The 18,567-nt window shown below is 70.1% G+C and carries 14 protein-coding genes; 4 read left to right on the top strand and 10 right to left on the bottom strand.

What is annotated here, in order from left to right:
• Position 1: 1 nt before the first annotated feature.
• Both HOV77_RS08875 and HOV77_RS08870 read right to left on the bottom strand, forming a co-directional pair.
• A complete protein-coding gene (locus tag HOV77_RS08875; protein WP_290860222.1) occupies positions 2-772 on the bottom strand; it encodes a class I SAM-dependent methyltransferase in 771 nt (256 codons plus the stop codon).
• Complete coding sequence (locus HOV77_RS08870) at positions 769-1,584, bottom strand: SDR family NAD(P)-dependent oxidoreductase (RefSeq protein WP_290860220.1); 816 nt, start codon at positions 1,582-1,584, stop codon at positions 769-771. Before HOV77_RS08870 ends, HOV77_RS08875 begins: the two co-directional genes overlap by 4 nt.
• A 122-nt stretch (positions 1,585-1,706) precedes the next feature.
• On the opposite strand from HOV77_RS08870, the gene mshA reads away from it, so the two are divergent.
• Both mshA and HOV77_RS08860 read left to right on the top strand, forming a co-directional pair.
• Positions 1,707-3,032 (top strand): D-inositol-3-phosphate glycosyltransferase, encoded by a 1,326-nt coding sequence (mshA, locus tag HOV77_RS08865; RefSeq protein ID WP_290860218.1) that lies wholly within the window; start codon positions 1,707-1,709, stop codon positions 3,030-3,032.
• Positions 3,026-3,523 (top strand): YbjN domain-containing protein, encoded by a 498-nt coding sequence (locus HOV77_RS08860; protein WP_290860216.1) that lies wholly within the window; start codon positions 3,026-3,028, stop codon positions 3,521-3,523. Before mshA ends, HOV77_RS08860 begins: the two co-directional genes overlap by 7 nt.
• Here HOV77_RS08860 and HOV77_RS08855 read toward each other — a convergent pair.
• The 4 genes from HOV77_RS08855 to HOV77_RS08840 all read right to left on the bottom strand — a co-directional run bounded on the left by HOV77_RS08855 (position 3,508) and on the right by HOV77_RS08840 (position 7,667).
• The gene (locus HOV77_RS08855) at positions 3,508-4,896 is read right to left on the bottom strand and encodes a hypothetical protein (protein ID WP_290860214.1); all 1,389 of its coding nucleotides are present in this window, start codon (positions 4,894-4,896) and stop codon (positions 3,508-3,510) included. The genes HOV77_RS08860 and HOV77_RS08855 overlap by 16 nt on opposite strands.
• 111 nt (positions 4,897-5,007) lie before the next feature.
• Positions 5,008-5,646, bottom strand: a complete 639-nt coding sequence (locus tag HOV77_RS08850; RefSeq protein ID WP_290860211.1) for a response regulator transcription factor — start codon at positions 5,644-5,646, stop codon at positions 5,008-5,010.
• Positions 5,643-6,770 (bottom strand): histidine kinase, encoded by a 1,128-nt coding sequence (locus HOV77_RS08845; RefSeq protein WP_290860210.1) that lies wholly within the window; start codon positions 6,768-6,770, stop codon positions 5,643-5,645. Before HOV77_RS08845 ends, HOV77_RS08850 begins: the two co-directional genes overlap by 4 nt.
• 3 nt (positions 6,771-6,773) lie before the next feature.
• Positions 6,774-7,667 carry a hypothetical protein gene (locus HOV77_RS08840; RefSeq protein ID WP_290860208.1) on the bottom strand — a complete coding sequence of 298 codons (894 nt, stop codon included), beginning with the start codon at positions 7,665-7,667 and terminating at the stop codon, positions 6,774-6,776.
• Between the two features lie 124 nt (positions 7,668-7,791).
• Here HOV77_RS08840 and HOV77_RS08835 point away from each other — a divergent pair, with 124 nt between their 5' ends.
• Positions 7,792-8,682 (top strand): DUF559 domain-containing protein, encoded by an 891-nt coding sequence (locus HOV77_RS08835; RefSeq protein ID WP_290860206.1) that lies wholly within the window; start codon positions 7,792-7,794, stop codon positions 8,680-8,682.
• A gap of 106 nt (positions 8,683-8,788) precedes the next feature.
• Here the strand turns inward: HOV77_RS08835 and HOV77_RS08830 are convergent, their stop codons facing one another.
• From HOV77_RS08830 to HOV77_RS08820, 3 genes are all read right to left on the bottom strand, one after another.
• The gene (locus HOV77_RS08830) at positions 8,789-10,375 is read right to left on the bottom strand and encodes a serine/threonine-protein kinase (RefSeq protein ID WP_290860204.1); all 1,587 of its coding nucleotides are present in this window, start codon (positions 10,373-10,375) and stop codon (positions 8,789-8,791) included.
• Positions 10,372-12,105: an FHA domain-containing protein gene (locus tag HOV77_RS08825; protein WP_290860202.1), complete on the bottom strand. Its 1,734-nt coding sequence runs from the start codon at positions 12,103-12,105 to the stop codon at positions 10,372-10,374. Before HOV77_RS08825 ends, HOV77_RS08830 begins: the two co-directional genes overlap by 4 nt.
• A 184-nt stretch (positions 12,106-12,289) precedes the next feature.
• Positions 12,290-14,488, bottom strand: a complete 2,199-nt coding sequence (locus tag HOV77_RS08820; RefSeq protein ID WP_290860200.1) for a hypothetical protein — start codon at positions 14,486-14,488, stop codon at positions 12,290-12,292.
• Positions 14,489-14,708: 220 nt separating this feature from the next.
• Between HOV77_RS08820 and HOV77_RS08815 the strand changes: the two genes are divergently transcribed.
• Entirely contained in the window at positions 14,709-17,252 is a 2,544-nt protein-coding gene (locus tag HOV77_RS08815; RefSeq protein WP_290860198.1) for a LuxR C-terminal-related transcriptional regulator, read from the top strand.
• Between the two features lie 439 nt (positions 17,253-17,691).
• On the opposite strand, the gene HOV77_RS08810 is transcribed toward HOV77_RS08815, so the two are convergent.
• Positions 17,692-18,438: a phosphoglyceromutase gene (locus HOV77_RS08810; protein WP_290860197.1), complete on the bottom strand. Its 747-nt coding sequence runs from the start codon at positions 18,436-18,438 to the stop codon at positions 17,692-17,694.
• Positions 18,439-18,567 lie beyond the last annotated feature (129 nt).

Here is an 18,567-nt window from a genome sequence, read left to right as displayed (position 1 = left end):
GCTACAGAAGGGGCCAGGGGATGGTGAGTTCGCCGAGTCGCCACCGGTGCGGCCCGTCCAGCACCGGGTTCCCGCCGTCCGCGTACGCCCGAACCGCCGCCAGCCAGCGTTGCCGAGGCCCGAAGACGCCCATGGGCGCGGCCCGTTCCCAGGAGAGGCTCAGCGCTTCGAGGACGGAGTGAACCGGCGAGCCCGGGACGTTGTGGTGGATCAGCGCCTTGGGCAGCCGTTCGGCGAACACCGCCGGGCTCTCCAGAGTGGACAGTTTGGCGGCCAGCGTGAGGCTCTCGGGTACGCCGGAACCCGATCCCAACAACGCCCACGTAGCGATGCGGCCTAATTCGTCGCAGGTGCCCTCGACGAGCCAGCCGCCCGGCGCTAGTCGTGCGCACATCGTCTCCCACGCGGATTGCACCGCCGACTCGTCGTACTGCCGCAGCACGTTGAAGGCGCGTACGACTTGGGGACGCAGCCCGGCCAGCTCGAACCCGCCACGCCGGAACTCCAGCCGAGGCGGGTCCGCCGCCGGCTGCGCTTCCGTCACGCGTACCGGATCGATCTCCAGACCGACCACGTGCGGCCGGAACCGGGCCAGCCGGTCGGCCAGTTCCACCGCGGTGATGGGGGTGGCCCCGTAGCCGAGGTCGACCACGAGCGGCGAGTCCACCGAGGCGAGCGTGTCAGCCAGCCGCCACGCGATCCAGCGATCGACGCGGCGCAACCGGTTGGGGTTGGTCGTGCCGCGGGTGATCTCGCCGAGCGGCCGCCTCAAAGCTTGCCGTGCTCCTCGCGCGGGTCCGCCGTACGCGCGCCCGGGTCGAGCGGCGACCGGCGAGCCACCTTGTGCTGCGCGGCCTGAGCGAGCGGCCGGACCACGAGGCGGTCGACGTTGACGTGGTGGGGCCGGGTCGCGCACCAGACGATGCAGTCCGCGACGTCGTCGGCCACCAGCGGATCCGCGACGCCCGCGTAGACCGCCGCGGCCTTGGCGGAGTCGCCGCCGAACCGGTTGACCGCGAATTCGTCCGTCTTCACCATGCCGGGCTCGATCTCGATCACGCGGATCGGCTCGCCGTTCAGTTCGAGGCGCAACGTTCCCGTGAGCGCATGCTGAGCGTGCTTGGCCGCGGTGTAACCACCGCCGCCCTCGTAGACGATGTGCCCGGCGGTCGACACGACGTTGACGATCGTTCCCGCGCCGGACTCGACGAGCTGCGGAAGCAGCGCTCGGGTGACCCGGAGGGTGCCGAGGACGTTGACGTCGAACATCCACTGCCAGTCCTCGACGGAGCCGGTCGCGACCGGGTCGGCACCGTGCGCGCCACCGGCGTTGTTCACGACCAGCGTCAGCGGCTCGCCGAGCGACGCCACTTCCGTCGCGAGGTCGGCGACCGAGGTGTCGGACGTCACATCGCAGCTCACCGGGGTGATCCGGCCCTGGGCGACAGCGGCGAGCGCAGCGAGCCGATCACTCCGGCGCGCTGCGGCGACGACGTGGAAACCCTCTTCGGCCAGCCGCCGCGCCGTGGCGGCGCCGATGCCGCTGGAAGCGCCGGTGACCACCGCGATGCCTCGAGACTGCATGGCACGATCATGCCCGGCCCGGTTCGACCGTCGGACGGCGGGACGGACAACCGCGGGTGATCTGGATCACGTCTGACAGATGTGTCGGGATTATGAACAACCGCTGCGCTGTTGGAGGCACCGTGAGCTCTGGGACCCCTCGCCGCATCGCGACGCTGTCGGTGCACACCTCCCCCCTGCACCAACCGGGAACCGGCGACGCGGGCGGCATGAACGTCTACATCGTCGAAGTCTCCAAGCGGCTGGCCCAAGCGGGGGTCGAGGTCGAGATCTTCACCCGGACCACCTCCAGCGAGCTGCCTCGCAGCGTCGAGCTTGCGCCGGGCGTACATGTGCGGCACGTCAACGCCGGTCCGTTCGAGGGGCTCGCCAAGGAAGACCTCCCCGCTCAGCTCTGCGCTTTCACGCATGGGGTGCTGCGGGCCGAGGCCGCCCGGCCGCCCGGCTATTACGACCTGCTCCACTCGCACTACTGGCTGTCCGGCCAGGTCGGCTGGCTCGCCAAGCAGCGGTGGGGGGTGCCGCTCGTGCATACCGCGCACACCCTGGCCAAGGTGAAGAACTGTCAGCTGGCCGCAGGTGACCGGGCGGAACCGAAGTATCGGGTCATCGGCGAGGAGCAGGTGGTCGCCGAGAGCGATCGGCTCATCGCGAACACCCCGACCGAGGCCCGCGAACTCATCGACCTGTATCAGGCTCCGCTCGACCGGGTCAGCGTCGTCGAACCCGGCGTCGACCTCGATCGCTTCCGGCCGCTGCCGCTGGTCGCCGCGTCGGCGGGCAAGCTCGCCGCCCGCAAGCGCCTCGGCCTGCCCGAGCGCGGGCGGATCGTCACCTTCGTCGGGCGTATCCAGCCGCTCAAGGCTCCCGACGTGCTCATTCAGGCCCTGGCGGAGCTCTGCGCGCGGGATCGCGACCTGGCCGCGGACACCACGCTCGTCATCGTCGGCGGGCCCAGCGGCAGCGGCCTCGACCGCCCGACCGCGCTCATCGAACTCGCCGCGTCGCTCGGACTCCGCGACCGCGTCCGCTTCCTGCCGCCGCAATCCGGCGACGACCTGGTCGCGGTCTACCGGGCCGCCGACGTGGTCGCGGTCCCGTCGCACAACGAGTCGTTCGGTCTGGTCGCGCTCGAAGCACAAGCAACTGGTACGCCGGTCGTCGCGGCCGCCGTCGGTGGGCTCGTGACGGCGGTACGCGATGAGGTGAGCGGTGTTCTCATCGACGGCCACGCACCAGGTGACTGGGCCCGGGTCTTCGAGCGGCTGCTCCATGCGCCGCATCGGCTGACCGAGCTGGCCCACGGCGCGGTCGAGCACGCCCGCGCGTTCTCCTGGGCTCGCACCGCGTCCGGGCTGCTGGACGTCTACCGTGAGGCCATGGAGGAGAACCGGGCGCGCCTGCTGCTCCGCGATCACGCGGATCTCGCCGGCGCGGCGACGTGGTAGCACTCGGCGCCCTGCTCGACGAGCTGGGCGTCGCGTACGAGCTGTCACCGCAGGGCAGCCTGGTCGTCGTGCTCCCCGGTACGCACAAGCTCAAGACCACGGTCAACCTGATCCCGGGCGAGCACTCCGTGCGGATCGAGGCGTTCGTCGTCCGGCACCCCGACGAGAACCACGAAGCCGTCTGGGCCTGGCTGCTCCGAAAGAACGCCCGCATGTACGGGGTGTCGTTCTCCATCGACGGCAACGGCGACATCTACCTGACCGGTCGCCTGCCGAACCACGCCGTGACGACGGAGGAGCTCGACCGGCTGCTCGGAGCGGTGCTCTCGTACGCCGACGAGTCCTTCGACGCCCTGCTGGAACTCGGGTTCGCCGAGGCGATCCGCCGCGAATGGGCCTGGCGGATCAGCCGCGGCGAACCGACGGAGAACCTGCGCGCCTTCCGGCATCTGGCACCCGAGTCAGCACAGCCGGATCACTTGCAGGAGTAAGTCACCTCGGCGTTGGCGGTCAGCTGCACCGGCGAGAGGATGTTCAGCGTCGCGGTGCCCTTGTGGCTGCCCTTGCCGCTGAACCCCCAGTAGTAGTGCACCTGCACCGAGCCTTCGCCCTTGCGTACGGACTGGTCGAGGCGGCCGCTGCGATGGCCGTCGCTGTCGACCCACTCGTACGCGAAAGTCCCGGGCTCGCCGTTGGTCACGACGGTCCCGACGACGTCGGCCTGCGTGTTGCAGGTCGTGACCGCCACCTTCTGCACGGTGACCCCGGTGATCTGGGTGGAGCTGAACAGCCCCATCGGGTTGGGGATGCCGAGTTCCGGCAGGAACCGCAGCAGGAGCACATACACGATGCCGAGCACGAGCAGCACCGAGAACAGGCTGCCGATCAGCCCGCTGACCCGCTTGAACACGCTCTTCTTCGGCGGCCGGTACGCCGCCGGCGGCGGCGTCCAACTGGGCGTCGCGGGCGTGGCCACCGGCCCCTGGCCGAACCGCAGTACGCCGTCCCCGCTCCGCTCGACCGGAGTCGGCTGCGGTACGGGTGGTTCCGTCGTCCGGCGAGCCATCTGGGTCGCCAGGTGCTCCTGCGGAACCGCCGGCTGACTCACGGCCGGCTGCTGCGGAACTGCCTGTCGGGGTGCTGTCTGCTGAGCTGCTGGCTGTTGGGGTGCGGCCTGCATCGCGGCTTCGGTGGCCGCGCCCGGCAGCAGCGTCGTCGACTCCGGCGGCGGGATGTCCAGCGGAACTGCGATCGGCTCCGGCTGCTTCGGGAGGCCGGCGAGCGCGGTGCGGTCGCCGAAGCCCGGCAGGGCGGAGGCGTGGGCGGCCAGCACCCTGAGCCCGGTTTCCAGACCCGCGGCGGCTGCAGCCGCCACTACCTGCAACGTCTGGTCGCTTCCCCCGATGCGCCGGGCGAGGTCGGCCCACGCGGCGGCATCCTCGGCGGCGGTGGGCTGCCGGCCCGCGGCGGCGGCCGCCACGCCGACCTCACTGAGCAGCGCGACCCCGGCCGGGCTCACCACGACGGTGCTCGCGTCGAGGGCGCCGTGTGCCAATCCGGCCTGGTGCAGGCGTATCAGCGTCTGCCCGGTGTCGGAGAGCACGGTCGCGGCGGTTCCGGGGGTCAGCCGCGTCTCAAGTTCGGCGACGGACGGCCCGACCGGAGCGCCCGAGATCAGCCAGGCGCGTCCGCTGTGCCCCACGAGGTCGGCGATCGGAACGACGCCGGGCAGGGCCAGTTTGCGTACGGAGTTGACCGTCGCCACGACGCGCGTCAACTGCTCCCGGTCCTGTTGCGGCAGCGCGAGCGCGCCCACCTTCCGACCGTCCGCAGTGGACGTCTCCTGCCACCTGCCGATACTCACGGCCCGCCCCCTGTCTGACTGCTCTACCCGCGTAGATCGGCGTCAGGGTACAACCGGCCGGATGGGCCGCACACTGGCCGAAGGTATGGGCCACTGTCCGGAGGGCGACGCTCAGCTCACGAGTCCCGCCTGGGCCGCGACGACGGCCAGTTGTACGCGATTGCCGCTGCGCGTCTTCGTCATCAGGTTGGCCACGTGCGTCTTCACGGTGGTGACCCCCAGATGCAGGCGCTCGGCGATCTCCGGATTCGACAGGCCCACGCCGACCAGGGCCAGCACCTCCCGTTCCCGATCGGTGATGGTGGTCAGCGCCGGTCGCGGCGGCTCGGCGGGCCGCAGTGCCTTGGCCACCAAACGCCGCAGCACGTCCGGGCTGAACGGACTGTCGCCCGCCGCCGCTCGGCGTACGCCGTCGAGCAGTTCGCCGGGAGACGCGTCCTTCACCAGGAAACCGCAGGCACCGGCGGCCAACGCGGGGTACAGGTGATCGTCGTCGTCGAACGTCGTCAGGACGAGGACTCGCGTACCGGGGCGGTCGGCGAGGATGCGGCCGGTGGCGGTGGTCCCGTCGACCCCGGGCATCCGCAGGTCCATCACGATCACGTCCGGGCGGAGCTGCTGCGCCAGCCGGACGGCGGCACCGCCGTCGGCCGCCTCGCCGACCACCTCCATCTCGGGGTCGGATTCGCACAGCATGCGCAGCCCTGCGCGTACAAGTTGCTGATCATCGACCAGGAGCACCCGGATCATGACGCCGCCCGCATGGCCGGGACCAGCGCGGACAGTCGCCAGCCGGGCGTGGCCGGAGTCGCGACCAGCCCACCGCCCAGGAGTTCGACGCGCTCGCGCAGACCCACGAGCCCGTGCCCGCCGTCGCCGGACACGATCGCGGCTCCGCCGAAGTCGCGCAGCTCGAACGAGACCTGATCACCGCGGACGTCGACGGACAATTCGGCGCGAGCCGAGGTCCCGGCGTGTTTGGCCACGTTCGCGAGTCCCTCCTGAGTCAGGCGCAACACGGCGAGCGCGGTACGCGAGTCCAGCTCACCGACGGCGGGATCGATCGTGGTCTGGACCGTCAAGCCGAGGCCGCGACTGCGGTCGGCCGCCGACTCCAGCGCGAGGACCAGCCCGGCGGGGTCGACGAAGGAGTCGGCGGGCTGGACGTCGCGCAACACCGCGACCAGCCGCCGCAGATCGGTCAACGCCGACGACCCGGTCGTACGCACATCGTCCAGCACTTTGCGAACACGCGCATCCTCGATCGGCAGCACGTCGGCCGCGACCGAGACGCGCAGTACGATCGACGCCACGTGATGCGCCACGATGTCGTGCAATTCGCGAGCGATCGTCGCGCGTTCTTCGGCCCGGACCCGGGACACGACTTGAGCCGCTCGGTCGGACGCCTGCCGGGCCAGTTCCTGAGCCATGCGCACTTGTACGCCGATGAGCAGCGGAACGATCAGGATGGCCGAAGCGAAGAAGACCGTGATCGGCTCCCGCCAGGCGTCGTCCAGATCGGAGACGACGCTGCCGGTCAACGCGAGCCCGAGTCCGATCCACATCGGACGACCGGACCGGCGCATCCCCAACTCGAACATCGCCCACGCCAGCCCGACGGTCGGGACGACGTCGTTGTCGGCTCCGAAGAACCAACCGGCGCCGATGCCCGCCGCGAGTCCGGCCGCCGACCACAGCGGTGACCAGACTGCGGCGAATCCGTAGAGCAAGGTGCCGATCGACAGAATCCAGTCCACTGTGTTCAGCGACGCGCCGTCCGGCCGGATCACGAGGTATCCGAGTCCGGCCACACTGACGAGACTCAGTCGGCTGAAGGTGTGCCGCTCGGCGAACAGCCACTCCACCCAAGGCATTCTTTAGACCCTAGCTTTCCGGTCCACCGTCAGTAGCCCGACGGTGGTCGCGACGACGAGTACTCCGGCAGCCGTCAGAGTCAGCGCATCCGGCCGGGTCAACGGCTGTCCACGCAGCGCCTGCCAGGTCACCAGTGCGAGGAGTCCGGCGTACGCGCCGCCCGCGACCTTGATCAGCCCCGGTCGCCCCGGGAACAACATCGCCAGCACGATCATCGCCTGCAGGCCGTGCACCCCCACGAAATGCCCCACCCGCAGATCACCGCCCGTCGTGCTCCATCCGGTGATCGGCAGTCCCGCTCCACCATCTGGTACGCCGACCGAATGCGCCCCGAGCATGGGCTGATCCTGGATTTCATCGAGCCGGCGTTGTTCCTTGGTCGGCACCACCATCAGGGCGGCCTGTCCCATCCCGGCGAGCAGCAACAACAGCCCGACCTTGGCGGCCAGTTTCGCAGTGCCCGACCGGACGTCGCTACGCCAGACGACGATCGCAACGATCGCCGTACCGACGCCGAACAGCCCCGCCATGGCACCCATCGCGCTCCAGATGGCGTTGTCCAAAGCCGTCTCGACATGGAAGTGACTCGCCCGGCCCCGGGCCGCCTGCCACACGATGAGCGCTACCTCCAAATAGGAGCCGACGACGATCAGACCGACCGCGATCTTCTTCGTCAGCGTCGGCTTCACGAAGCTCAGCAGCCACGCCAGCGTCATCGCGTACACGGCGAACGAAGTGCCGAACTTGAACGGCTTCATCCAGGTCGGCTGGCCCAACACGGTCCGGTCGTCGACCACCAGTCCGAACGCCGCCAATACGGCGAGCGCCGTCATCGCCACCGCCATCACGGTGAGCCAACTGCTACCCCGGTACGCGTTCCTCAGTGCATTCCTCATGCCCTTGACGGTTCCGGAATCGGCGCCCTCGTTCGTCCTGCTGTCAGCCGCACCCCCTCCTGCTACAGCAGGATCCTGTGGATAACTCGACGATCGGCGAACCACCGCGCGCCACCCTTGTGCGATGCGCTCCTCATCCTCGCCGTTCCGGGCGCGCGATTGGCTCGCCGCCGGGCTGCTGACCAGGGATGAGTTACGAGGCTCGCGCTGGCGCCGGTTGTTTCGCGGCGTCTACGTCGATTCCGGCGTACGCGTCGACCATGAGCTCTGGTGTTCGGCGGCTGCGCTGCTTCCTCCGCCCGGCGGCGCGATCGGGCTGCTCAGTGCGGCTGCGCTCTGGAACGTGCCGCTACTCCGCTCGTCGGAGGACCCAGTCACCGTCGTCGTCCCGCTTTCGGCGAAGCTGCGTACGCAGGACCACCTTGTCGTTCACCGGATGGTGCTGGAACCTGGCGACGTCGAGTCGCGGCGGGGCGTACCGGTGACTTCGGCCCTTCGGACGGCGTTCGACCTCGCGCGGCTCCTGCCGCGAGTCGATGCCGTCATCGCCCTCGACGCCTTGTTTCAGCGCCGCCGCGTGTCACCCGACCAGGTTCTCGCCTACACCGAAGCGCATTCCGGCTGGCCGTCGGTCCGGTCTGGGCGAGTGGCACTGTCCCTCAGCGACGGTCGGGCGGAATCCGTCATGGAGACGCGCTTGCGTCTGCTGCTCGTCGACGGTGGTCTGCCTGAACCCGACCTACAGGTGCGAATCACCCGAACCCTGCCCGATGGGCGGGTCCGCGTGCTGGCCCGGGTAGACCTGGCCTACGAGGAATGGAAACTCGCCCTCGAGTACGACGGCGATCATCATCGGGAGCGAGAAACTCATCGGAAGGACATGACTCGGCAGAACGAGCTCTACGTCGAAGGTTGGACGGTGCTCCGCTTCAACGCGGACGACGTACTGCGCTTTCCGGACAGAACAGTCGCAACTGTTCGGGCGATGCTGCTCCGGTTGGGCTGGCGACCCTAGTACCACGCCGATGTTCCCCGCGAGTTCCGCCGAGTTCCCCGTGGGTGGAACGTTTGGGGGGCCGGCAGACCTCCCCGACCCCCCAAACGTTCCACTCGAGGATTTGTTAGTAGCAGTTGACGTTGACCTGAGCTTCCTTGACGGTGGCACCGCCGATAGTCACCCATGCCTTCAGGATTACGACCTTGTAATCGCCGCACGCCTGAGATCGCGGAATCGAGACGGTCTTCGGGAAACTGCCGGATCCGTTGATGGTGAACGGATAGCTGTTGGGGCCCCAGAGCGAGGCCAGATTCGGGTTGTAGATGCCGATGTGTAGAACGGCGTTGCCATAGCCACCGTAGTAGGCCGTCGCGCTGACCTTGAGGTACCACACTGTCGTGCAGGCAGCCCCACAGGTCGGCGACGGAGATGGTGTGCCGCCGGCAGCAAACCGGATGATCGACGGGGCCGGTTTGGGACTGGCCGACGTCGGAGTGGGTTTGGGGGACGGGGACTTCGTCTTCGACTTCGTCGGGGTGGGGGAGGCCGTCGTAGGCGACACCGACGGAGAAGCCGAGTCGGACGGAGAGGCCGAGGGCGACTCGGAGATGGTCAGCTCAACGGAAGGGGAGGTGGAGGGCGAGGAGGACGGGAGGGCCGACGTGTTCGCGGCGTCCGTCGGGTTGAGCGCGACGCATCCGCCGACTCCGCCGCCTACGACGACGACCGTGATGGCTCCGGCGACGACCGCCTTCTTCACTCCGCTCGACAACGAGCGGATCTTGTGACCCAGTCCACGACCGAGGGAGGAGTCCGCGACGGCGGTGCCGGACATCGAGGCGAGCGCGAGCGGGAAGAGCGCTGCGAGCAGCAGAGCCCGTCGGGCGAGCTTCTTCTTGCCCTCCTCCTCCCATTCGGGGCCGTATGCCGCTCCGGCGACTGCCTCCAACTCCCGAAGGAAGAGCGTCGCGTTGGTGGGGCGCTGCGCCGGATCCTTGGCGAGCCCGCGTCGCAGCAGTCCGCGTACCCCTTCTGGCGCATTGTCGACCGGAATGGGCGCGGACTCGTGCTGTCGGCGGAGCTGGACCAGGTCACCCGGCGCCCGATAGGGCGGCGCGCCCGTGAGGCACTCGAAGAAGGTGGCGGTCGCCGCGTAGATGTCGGTCTGCGGCGTGGCTGTACCGCCGGCCCACTGCTCGGGGGCCATGTAGCTGGGCGTGCCCGCGAGCGCCCCGGTACGCCCGGCGCGGACCGCGATGCCGAAGTCGGCGAGCTTGCTCTGGCCCTCCGCGTCGACCAGTACGTTTTCCGGCTTGTAGTCGCGGTGGACGATGCCGAGCTTGTGCGAGGCGGCCAGGCCGAGCAGCGATCCCTTGAGGACGACGAGCGCGGCCTCGGGCTCGGCCGGACCTTGCTCGCGGATGAGTTTGCGGAGGGCGACGCCGTTGACCAGCTCCATGACGATCGCCGCGCCGCCGGGATCTTCGACGTACTCGTAGAGGCGGGCGACGTGGTCGTCCTGTACCTCCGCGAGAATGCGCGCCTCGGCGCGAAACTCCCTGAGGAAGGTCTCGTCGTGCTTCAGATTGTCGGCGAGGTATTTGATCGCGACGGGTACGCCCGTCTGATTGTGAGTGGCGAGCACGACCAGCCCGGAGGCGCCGCGCCCCAATTCTTGTACCGCCGTGTAACCCGGCACCGACCAGGTCATGCCGTCGCCTCCCCAGGCTCGGTGAGCGAACGCTTTGCCGCCGTTCGCCGCACCAGTGTGGACACCTTCTTGTAGATGCGGAACCAGATCGGAAACATGAAGACACCCAGGCCGATGACGATCACCGGGATCGCGAAGCCGTGGGGCAGGTACTTCTGCACCATTCCGTCGAGTCGCGTACGCCAGCTGAAGACGGCCATCACCATGAACGCGGTCATGCCGAGCACTGCCGTCATCCCGTACGCCGCCATGCCCCACTGCTTCAGACCAGGGCGTTTGCCACCGCGCAGGTCGGCCCAGATGCCTTTGGTGAAGTACGCCGAAGCCTCTTCCCGAAGCCGGGGCATCCGCAGCGCATCGGACAACGCCTGGTAGCCGTCGAGCGGCATCAGCGGGTTCAGGTTGTAAATGGTGTTCAGGTACAGCGCGAACGCGATCTGGAAGGCGATCCCGGCCACCACCGGCTGGGGGGCGTACGCCGCGACCAGGGAGGCCGCACTCGCCACGGCAGCCGTCGACAGTGGACCGGACAGGGTGACGACTATTCGTGACCAGCGAGTCCCGAACCACATGTCGCTCGTGTCCACAAAGGCGAACGGCATGCCCATCATCAGCATGAATCCGCCCCGGGTCACCTTGCGGCCGAACGATTTCACCGCCAGCGCGTGCGCACTCTCGTGAATCGCCAGCGCTGTCAGGCATACGGCCGCGACGATGATCGCACCGGCCAGGCCCGCGCCGCCCACGTTGAACAGCTCCTGCTCACGCTGCGCGACGAAGAAGGCGTAGACGCCACTCAAGATCAAAATCCACATCAAAATCACACTTGTACGCGTGAAGAAGCGCCAGCCGAACGCTCGGTACATCCGCCCGAACAGGAGATCCAGCCCCTTCACCGACAGTTCCAGGCGGAGCAGCGCGCGGAAGATCGCCTGGCCGATCCGCTTCAGCAGTGGCGGGCGCTCCGGATCGCGTTGCCCGGCCAGGCCGCGGACGAGCCCGATGGCCGCGAACGTCCGAAGGGTCTGCTCGATCCGGGGGAGGGCCAGTTCGCCGTACTTGTCGGCGTACAGAAAGAGGAGGTCGCGGACGCTGTTCTCGCCGTCGAGACTGTTCCAGAGGAACGCGTCCCGGTCGTCGAGCTGCAGATACTGCCCCGTACGCGTGTTGCTGAGCACCCACTGCTCGACCCCGCGACTGTCCGGGATCTGCTTGAGCGCCCAGCCCGAACGACGCCGGGGAACCGCCGAAAGGGGTTCGGTCGCGGTGGCCGCCTCGGGTTGCTGCCGAGCGGCGGCGAGCATCGTGTACTCGGTGCCCTTGACCATCGTCTTCGACCCGATAGCCGCGTTCCGCGGTTGCGCGAACCGAACCGGCACGTCCCCGAAGATCAGTTCCATCTCGTCGTTCAGAGCCGCGCGATCGCCGTGGAGCGTACGCCCCGCGACCGTGGTGCCGTTGAACGAATTGAGGTCCTCGATGAGGAAGCCCTCCGGGCCCCGGGTGATCCGGGCGTGGTGGCGCGAGACGCTCGGGTCGTCCAGGATCAGGTCGTTGTCGCTGGTGCGCCCAATCGTCGTCACTGGACGGACCAACGGGTACGCCTGCCCGGCGTGCCGCAACTCCGGCGCGGCGAACTCGGCGACCTTGGCGCCTTTGCGCAGCGTGCCGCAGTGCAGGCAGTACGGGTAGTCCCGGCGCAGGTGCACGTGACAGGCGTGGCAGAGCATTTCGGGCCTTTCTGACTCGGCTCTGTTCTCTGCAGATCACGGTTACGCATGCTTCACGCGGCGGTTTTAGCCTGCGTAACCGTGATCTGCAGCCATCGGGGTGGAGGGGCCGGCCGGGGCGAGCACGGGGGAGACTCGGCCCCGGCCGGCGTACTCGGCGGAGGGTGCTCTCCGCGAGTAGGTGCTAAGCGTTCGGTTGCGTCTTGTCCTCGTCGTCGTCCTTGCCGGCGAACTTCGCCCCGGCGATGCCGCCCGCGATGCCACCGACGATGACTCCGGCGACCACGCCGCCCGCGCCCACGGCCAGCTCGGTCATGCCGATGCCGTCCGAGTCGCTCGCGTCGCCGCCCTGAGCGCCGGCCGCGCCGCCGCCACCCTGCCCGCCGTCGGCCGGCGGAGTGGTGGCCGGAGCATGCGAGGCGGCTGCCGCGTCGGCCTCGGCCGTCGGCGACTCCGTCTCGGGCTGCTCCGTCTCCGGCTGCTGAACCGGCGGCTGCTCCGTCGGCGGTTCCGGGGTCGGCGTGCCGGTGTGGCCGGTGCCACCGCCCGTGCCGCCCGTTCCGGTCCCGCTGTCCGACGGCTCCGGGGTCGGCGTACCGCCGTCGGTTCCGGGGTCGCTGGGGCCGGGATCGGTGCCCGGGTCGGTCGGCGCGCCGCCGTCGCCCGGGTCGAGGACCGGCGGGTCGCCGAGGACGTCGCCCGGGTCGGTCGGATCGGTCGGGTGCACGGGGTCGACGATGATGCCGCCCGGCTCCAGGATGTCCGGCGTGCCGTCGCCGTCGCTGTCCGGCAGCGTGCCCGGGAAGTGCGGGTCGATGGGGTGCACGGGGTCGACGATGATGCCGCCCGGCTCCAGGATGTCCGGCGTGCCGTCGCCGTCGCTGTCCGGCAGCGTGCCCGGGAAGTGCGGGAACACCGGGCCGTCGGGCGTCGGGTCGAGGTAGTTCGGCGTACCGTCGCCGTCGTTGTCCCCGAAGATGCCGGTGAGATCGGGCAGCCCCAGACCGCCGGGGAAGCCGGGGTCGGGCGCGGGATCGCCGCCGGGCGTCGAGTCGAAGACGTCCGGGATGCCGTCGCCGTCCGTGTCCAGCCCCAGGCCAGGCAGGCCGCCGGGGAAGCCCGGGAAGCCGCCGCCATCGGATCCGCCGTCGCCTGGGTCGCCGCCGAGGCCGGGGATGCCGCCCCAGGTGCCGAGGCCTTCGAGCGAGTCGGGCAGGCCGTCGCCGTCGGAGTCCGGCCCGAAGTCGGGCATGCCGGGGTCGCCGCCGCCATCGGATCCGCCGTCGCCTGGGTCGCCGCCGAGGCCGGGGATGCCGCCCCAGGTGCCGAGGCCTTCGAGCGAGTCGGGCAGGCCGTCGCCGTCGGAGTCCGGCCCGAAGTCCGGTACGCCGGGGTCGCCGCCGCCGTCGGATCCGCCGTCGCCGAGATCCCCGATATTGCCGATGTCAGGCAGGTGGAAGTCCGACCCGATGAGGCCGGCGAGTCGTCCGCCCGGAGGCATCGGAGTGAGCTCCTCGCCGCCGCCTGAGCCGCCGCCATCCGAGCCGCCGTCCCCGCCGTCGCCGCCGTCGGTGCCGTCGCCGTCGGTGCCGAAGTCCAAGTCGCCGAAGTCTCGCAGCAGGTGCGGAGCGTCGCCGCCGGGCACGATCGGGTCGGGCGGGTCGGTGTGCCCGAGGTCGGGCAGTACGAGGTTCATCGGCGTCGGGTCACCACCGGGCGGCGTCGGCGGCGTGGGTGGGGTCGGCAGGCCGCCGGGACCGTCGCCGGGGCCGTCGCCGCCGGTCAGGTGCAATGCGCCGGGCGCCAGGTGCAGGTCGCTCGGCGGGGGCGGGGCGGGATCGTCCTGCTTCGGGCCGATCTCCAGGCCGCCGTGGCCGCCGTCGCCGCCACCCGAGCCGTCGGGGGTCGGGTGCAGTCCACCTTGGACGATGATCGCCGGGGACGGCGAGTCGCCACCGCCGGGCGGGGTGTCGCCACCGCCGGAGGGCGGGGGACCGCTCGGGCCGTCGTCGGCTCCCGAGCCGCCGCCGGAGTCGGCCGGGCCGTCGTGGCCGCCGTCGGCCGGTGTGACGACGTGCGGGGTGATGTGGATTTCGGGTGCGACGTGCACCTCGGGGGTGACGTGCGGATCCACGTGCAGGTCGGGAGGGCCGGAGGTGAGGGCGGTCGCCAGCCCCCCGGTCGTGACGCCGCTCTTGGAGAGGCGTACGCCGAGCGCCTGCGGGCCGCTGCCCGTGGAGGCGTCGGCCAGGCCGCGGAGGCGGTCGGACTCTTCGGAGGTCAACCCGTACTCGGCGGCCACCTGGTCGGGGTGGGATCGCGCATGCCGGGCGAACTCCGAGTCCACCGCCATCCGCGCGATCACGTCGCGGAACTGGGACATGGCCTTCGATCCTTTCTCGGTGGCTGTCTGGGGGCTTGCCAGGAACGAGTACGAAGGTAGGAAGCGAGCCGCTCGGAGGTCATCGGGCCGGGTACGGAACTTTCCCACGCGCGGGTTCTCCGTACCGCCATCCGTACCGCTCTGGGTACCCTCCGGGCGGAGGATGGCCGGTCGGCCGCAGGAGTGCATAGCGTCGCCGGAAAGGATGGGGGTGGGAGTCGTGCGGTTCGTCGGGCGCGCGGTGGAGCTGGGAACTCTGGCCGGCCACGCTCGTGCGGTCGCCGAGGAGCGGCGGCTCCGGGTGGTGCTGCTGATCGCCGAGCCGGGCCGGGGAGCGAGCGGGCTGCTGGAGGAGTTCCATCGGCGTACGCCGGGGCTGCGCTACGTACGCGCGGCTCCGCCCCGGGCGGCGGGAGCACCTCCGCTCTGGCCGTGGCGACGGGTGCTGACCGAGCTCGGTGGAAGCTCCACTGTGGAGGACGTCTGGTCGGCGCAGGCCGCCTTGTCCGACGCCTTCGCCGCCGCCGGTCCGCTACTCGTCGCGCTGGATGATCTGCACCGCGCCGACGAGGCGACGGTGACCCTGCTCGCCGAGTACGCCGATCAACCACCCGCCACGCCGACCCTCATCGTCGCCGTCGTACGCCCGGAGGTGGCTGAAGCGCTGCCGACCGGTCCGGCGGCGTACCGGGTGTGGTTGCCGGGACTGAGCCGGGACGAGGTCGCCGAGATGCTGGCCGGATCGGTCGCCTGGCCGGTGCCGGAGGCGCTCGCGACGCAGCTGCGCCGCCGCTCCGACGGCAGTCCGGCGTTGCTGGCTGCGATCGCCGGGCAGCTGCGGGAGTCCGACGACGGCCGCCGCCGGGTCGCGGTGCGCTGGCCGGAGACGTCGACTGGGTTGATCACCGAGCGCCTCACTGCACTGCCGGAGTCCGCCCGGCACGTGCTCGGAGTCGCCTCCGTCGTCGGGCGGGAGTTCGATCTGTCCATCGTGGAGGAGGTCGCCGGAGACGCGGCGTTGCCCGCGTTGGAGGCCGCGATCGCAGCCGGGCTGGTCCGCCCGGTGACCGACCGTGTGTTCACCTTCGACTCCGCGCTCACCCGCGAACTGAGTTACGACGCGCTCGGCCTGACCGAGGCGGCCGGCTTGCACGAGGCGGTCGCCGACGCGCTGCTCTCGGTCGGCGCGCGGGCGGGCGAACGGGCCCCGACCGTGGCGGAGCTGGCTCATCACCTGGTCGCGGCGGCCGTACTGGGCGGTGAGGAGCGCCTCGATCGCGCGGTGGCCGCCACGGTCGCGTCCGCGCGGGCGGCCGAACGCCCGGTCGAGGCGGCCGACGCGTTCGCCGTCGCCGTCGAACTCGCGTCCCGCGCGCAGTGGTCGCCTGGTCACCTCGGCCGGCTGCTCGTCGCCTTCGGGTCCGCGCAACTCCAGGCCGGGCGTCGGGATCAGGCTCGCGACGCGTTTGCAGCAGCGGTACGCCTTGGGCGACAAGCGAAAGACGCTGGACTGCTGGCGGAGGCGGCCTTGGCGTACGGGCCACGATCGGGGTCGGGCGCGACGGCGGAGCCCACCGATCCGCAGCGGGCCACCGCACTCACTGAAGCCCTCGCGCTCCTCAACTCGATCGAAGGCGCTGATCTGTCTACTGTGGCGCGACTGCGCGCCCGGTTGGCCTTGGAGTCGACGGGAGCGGCGGCTCGCACGCTCGCCGAGCAGTCGTTGGCGGCCGCCCGCGAATGCGCCGACCCCCGGGCGATGGCCGAAGCCCTGCTCGCCCAGGTCGAGCCGGACGCCGACCAGCTACGGCAGGCGCTGCGCGAAGCGAGTGCGCTGGACGACGGCGTACTGCTGAGCCGGGCGCATCGGGCGTTGGCCGCGCTGTCCCTCGCCGACGGCGATCTCGGACCGGCCGACCGGCAGCTGGCCGAGGTGGACGGCGTACCGGTGATCGAGGTGCACCGCCTGTTGCTGGCGGGAAAGACCTCGGCGGCCCGAGAGCGGGCGCTTGCCGGTTCCGATCTGGAAACCCTTGCGGCGTACGCCGGACTGCGGCTGATCGACGGTGAACCCGGCGATCTCGCCGAGCGCCTCCGGGACGTGAACGGTCCACTATGGATAACCGCAGTCGCCGCGTGGGTGGCCCGCGCCGACGGCCGGGACGATCTGGCCGACGCGCTCATCGAAGAGTTGGTGGATCAGCCCCTCGATCCGTGGACGATCGCGTTCCTCGCCGCCGCCGAGCCCGGCCCGGACGCCGCCAACCGGCTCGGTGCACTGCTTTCGGCGTATCACGGGAAATGGATTGTGGCCGGACCGGCGACGGCAAGCGCGGGGCCGACGGCGCTGATCGCCGCGCGGCTGGAGCCGGACCCGAAGCGCGCTACGGCCTGGCTGGACGACGCGGCGCGCGTGGTCGGTCACACGCCGTGGCTCGCTTGGGTGCGGTGGGAGCGGGCTCGATTGCGCGCCGATCCGCAGGAAGTGAAGAGTGCGCGGAGCTATGCCGCCGAACGCGGCCTTTCCGGCCTCGTACGCCGAATCGACCGATTCGAGCCACCGGACGGCCGGACGCTGACCCGGCGCGAGCAGGAAGTGCTGGAGCTGGCCGCTGCGGGCGCGTCGGCGCGGGAGATCGCCGAACGGCTGGTGATCGGCGAGCGAACAGTGGAGACCCACCTCGCGAACATCTATCGCAAGCTCGGCGTACGCAGCCGAGTCGAATTGGTGGCCCATCTCCGGGACAGCGGTCGACCCGTGTGATCACCGTTACAGATTGTGACAGTAGAGACACGGAAACAGGTGGACGAGGGAATACGCCCGGCGTACCGTGATCCGTAACGCGCCTCGCTTGTGCAAACCGGGGGTTCGCCTAGTCGATCTGTTTCGACTTTGGCGCCGAGCGAGGAGCTGGGGGATGGGTGGCGCAACACCGTTGGGGGACGGTAGCCACCTGAACCGGCGCGCTGGCTGGCGACGCTAACGGGGGTGAGCGTCGCCAGCCGCCGCCGGGTTTCTGTTTTCTCGTGCTTTCACTGTGCGGCCTCGCGCGTTTCGTGTGCGGCCTCGCGCGTTTCGTGCGCGGCCTCGCGCGTCTTCCGGGATAACGCGGTCTCGCACACTGTTCGAGCGCGCGTTATCCCGGGATATCGCGAGCGGGCGCGCGCAGATATCGCGAAAGCGCCGCGACCGGAGCGCTGGGTCAGCGCCCCTGGTTGGCGACAGCCGCCGCAGCCTCAGCCGCCGCCGCAGGGTCGAGGTAGACCCCGCCGGGCGTGATCGGCCGAAGGTTCTCGTCGAGGTCGTACCGCAGCGGAATGCCGGTGGGGATGTTCAGCGCGGCGATCGCCTCGTCGGAGATGCCGTCGAGGTGCTTCACCAAGGCCCGCAACGAGTTGCCGTGCGCGGCGACGAGAACGGTCTTGCCGTCGTACAGGTCGGGAACGATGGCGTCGTACCAGTACGGCAGCGCGCGCCCGAGGACGTCCTTCAAGCACTCCGTACGCGGCCGGATCTCCTCCGGGAGGCGGGCGTACCGGGCGTCGTCGAACTGCGAGAACTCGTCGTCCACCGCGATCGGAGGCGGTGGCACGTCGTAGGACCGGCGCCAGAGCATGAACTGCTCCTCGCCGAACTCCTGCAACGTCTGCTTCTTGTCCTTGCCCTGCAGGGCTCCGTAGTGCCGCTCGTTCAGCCGCCACGACCGGCGTACCGGAATCCAGTGGCGGTCGGCGGTGTGCAGGGCGATCTCCGCCGTGCGGATGGCGCGTCGCAGGACGCTGGTGTGCACCACGTCGGGCAGCAGGCCCTGCTCCTTGAGCAACTCACCGCCGCGGCGCGCCTCGCTCTCCCCCTGGGCGTTGAGGTCGACGTCGACCCAGCCGGTGAAGAGGTTCTTCGCGTTCCATTCGCTGTAACCGTGCCGCAGCAGCACGAGAGTTCCAACCATGCCTGTCATCCTGCCTTACGCACGGAGAGTGACCACAGACACGTTCTAAATCGCGTGACCGTGTTACCCGAGCTGGCCTAGGTTGTAAGGCGTCCTTGTCAAAACGCTCATTACTCCTGGTGGTGGCTG

The organism is Hamadaea sp. (assembly GCF_013362815.1).
In the GTDB taxonomy this organism is placed as follows: Bacteria; Actinomycetota; Actinomycetes; order Mycobacteriales; family Micromonosporaceae; genus Hamadaea.
Note: the sequence above shows the minus strand (reverse complement) of the source record. Positions and strands in the feature narration are given on the sequence as shown.

What these genes read in the sequence shown, in the direction of transcription:
- HOV77_RS08870 (WP_290860220.1), bottom strand. Translation starts at nt 1,584, where the DNA reads ATGCAGTCTCGAGGCATCGCGGTGGTCACCGGCGCTTCCAGCGGCATC.
- HOV77_RS08850 (WP_290860211.1), bottom strand. Translation starts at nt 5,646, where the DNA reads ATGATCCGGGTGCTCCTGGTCGATGATCAGCAACTTGTACGCGCAGGG.
- HOV77_RS08845 (WP_290860210.1), bottom strand. Translation starts at nt 6,770, where the DNA reads ATGCCTTGGGTGGAGTGGCTGTTCGCCGAGCGGCACACCTTCAGCCGA.
- HOV77_RS08840 (WP_290860208.1), bottom strand. Translation starts at nt 7,667, where the DNA reads ATGAGGAATGCACTGAGGAACGCGTACCGGGGTAGCAGTTGGCTCACC.
- HOV77_RS08835 (WP_290860206.1), top strand. Translation starts at nt 7,792, where the DNA reads ATGCGCTCCTCATCCTCGCCGTTCCGGGCGCGCGATTGGCTCGCCGCC.
- HOV77_RS08830 (WP_290860204.1), bottom strand. Translation starts at nt 10,375, where the DNA reads ATGACCTGGTCGGTGCCGGGTTACACGGCGGTACAAGAATTGGGGCGC.
- HOV77_RS08825 (WP_290860202.1), bottom strand. Translation starts at nt 12,105, where the DNA reads ATGCTCTGCCACGCCTGTCACGTGCACCTGCGCCGGGACTACCCGTAC.
- HOV77_RS08820 (WP_290860200.1), bottom strand. Translation starts at nt 14,488, where the DNA reads ATGTCCCAGTTCCGCGACGTGATCGCGCGGATGGCGGTGGACTCGGAG.
- HOV77_RS08810 (WP_290860197.1), bottom strand. Translation starts at nt 18,438, where the DNA reads ATGGTTGGAACTCTCGTGCTGCTGCGGCACGGTTACAGCGAATGGAAC.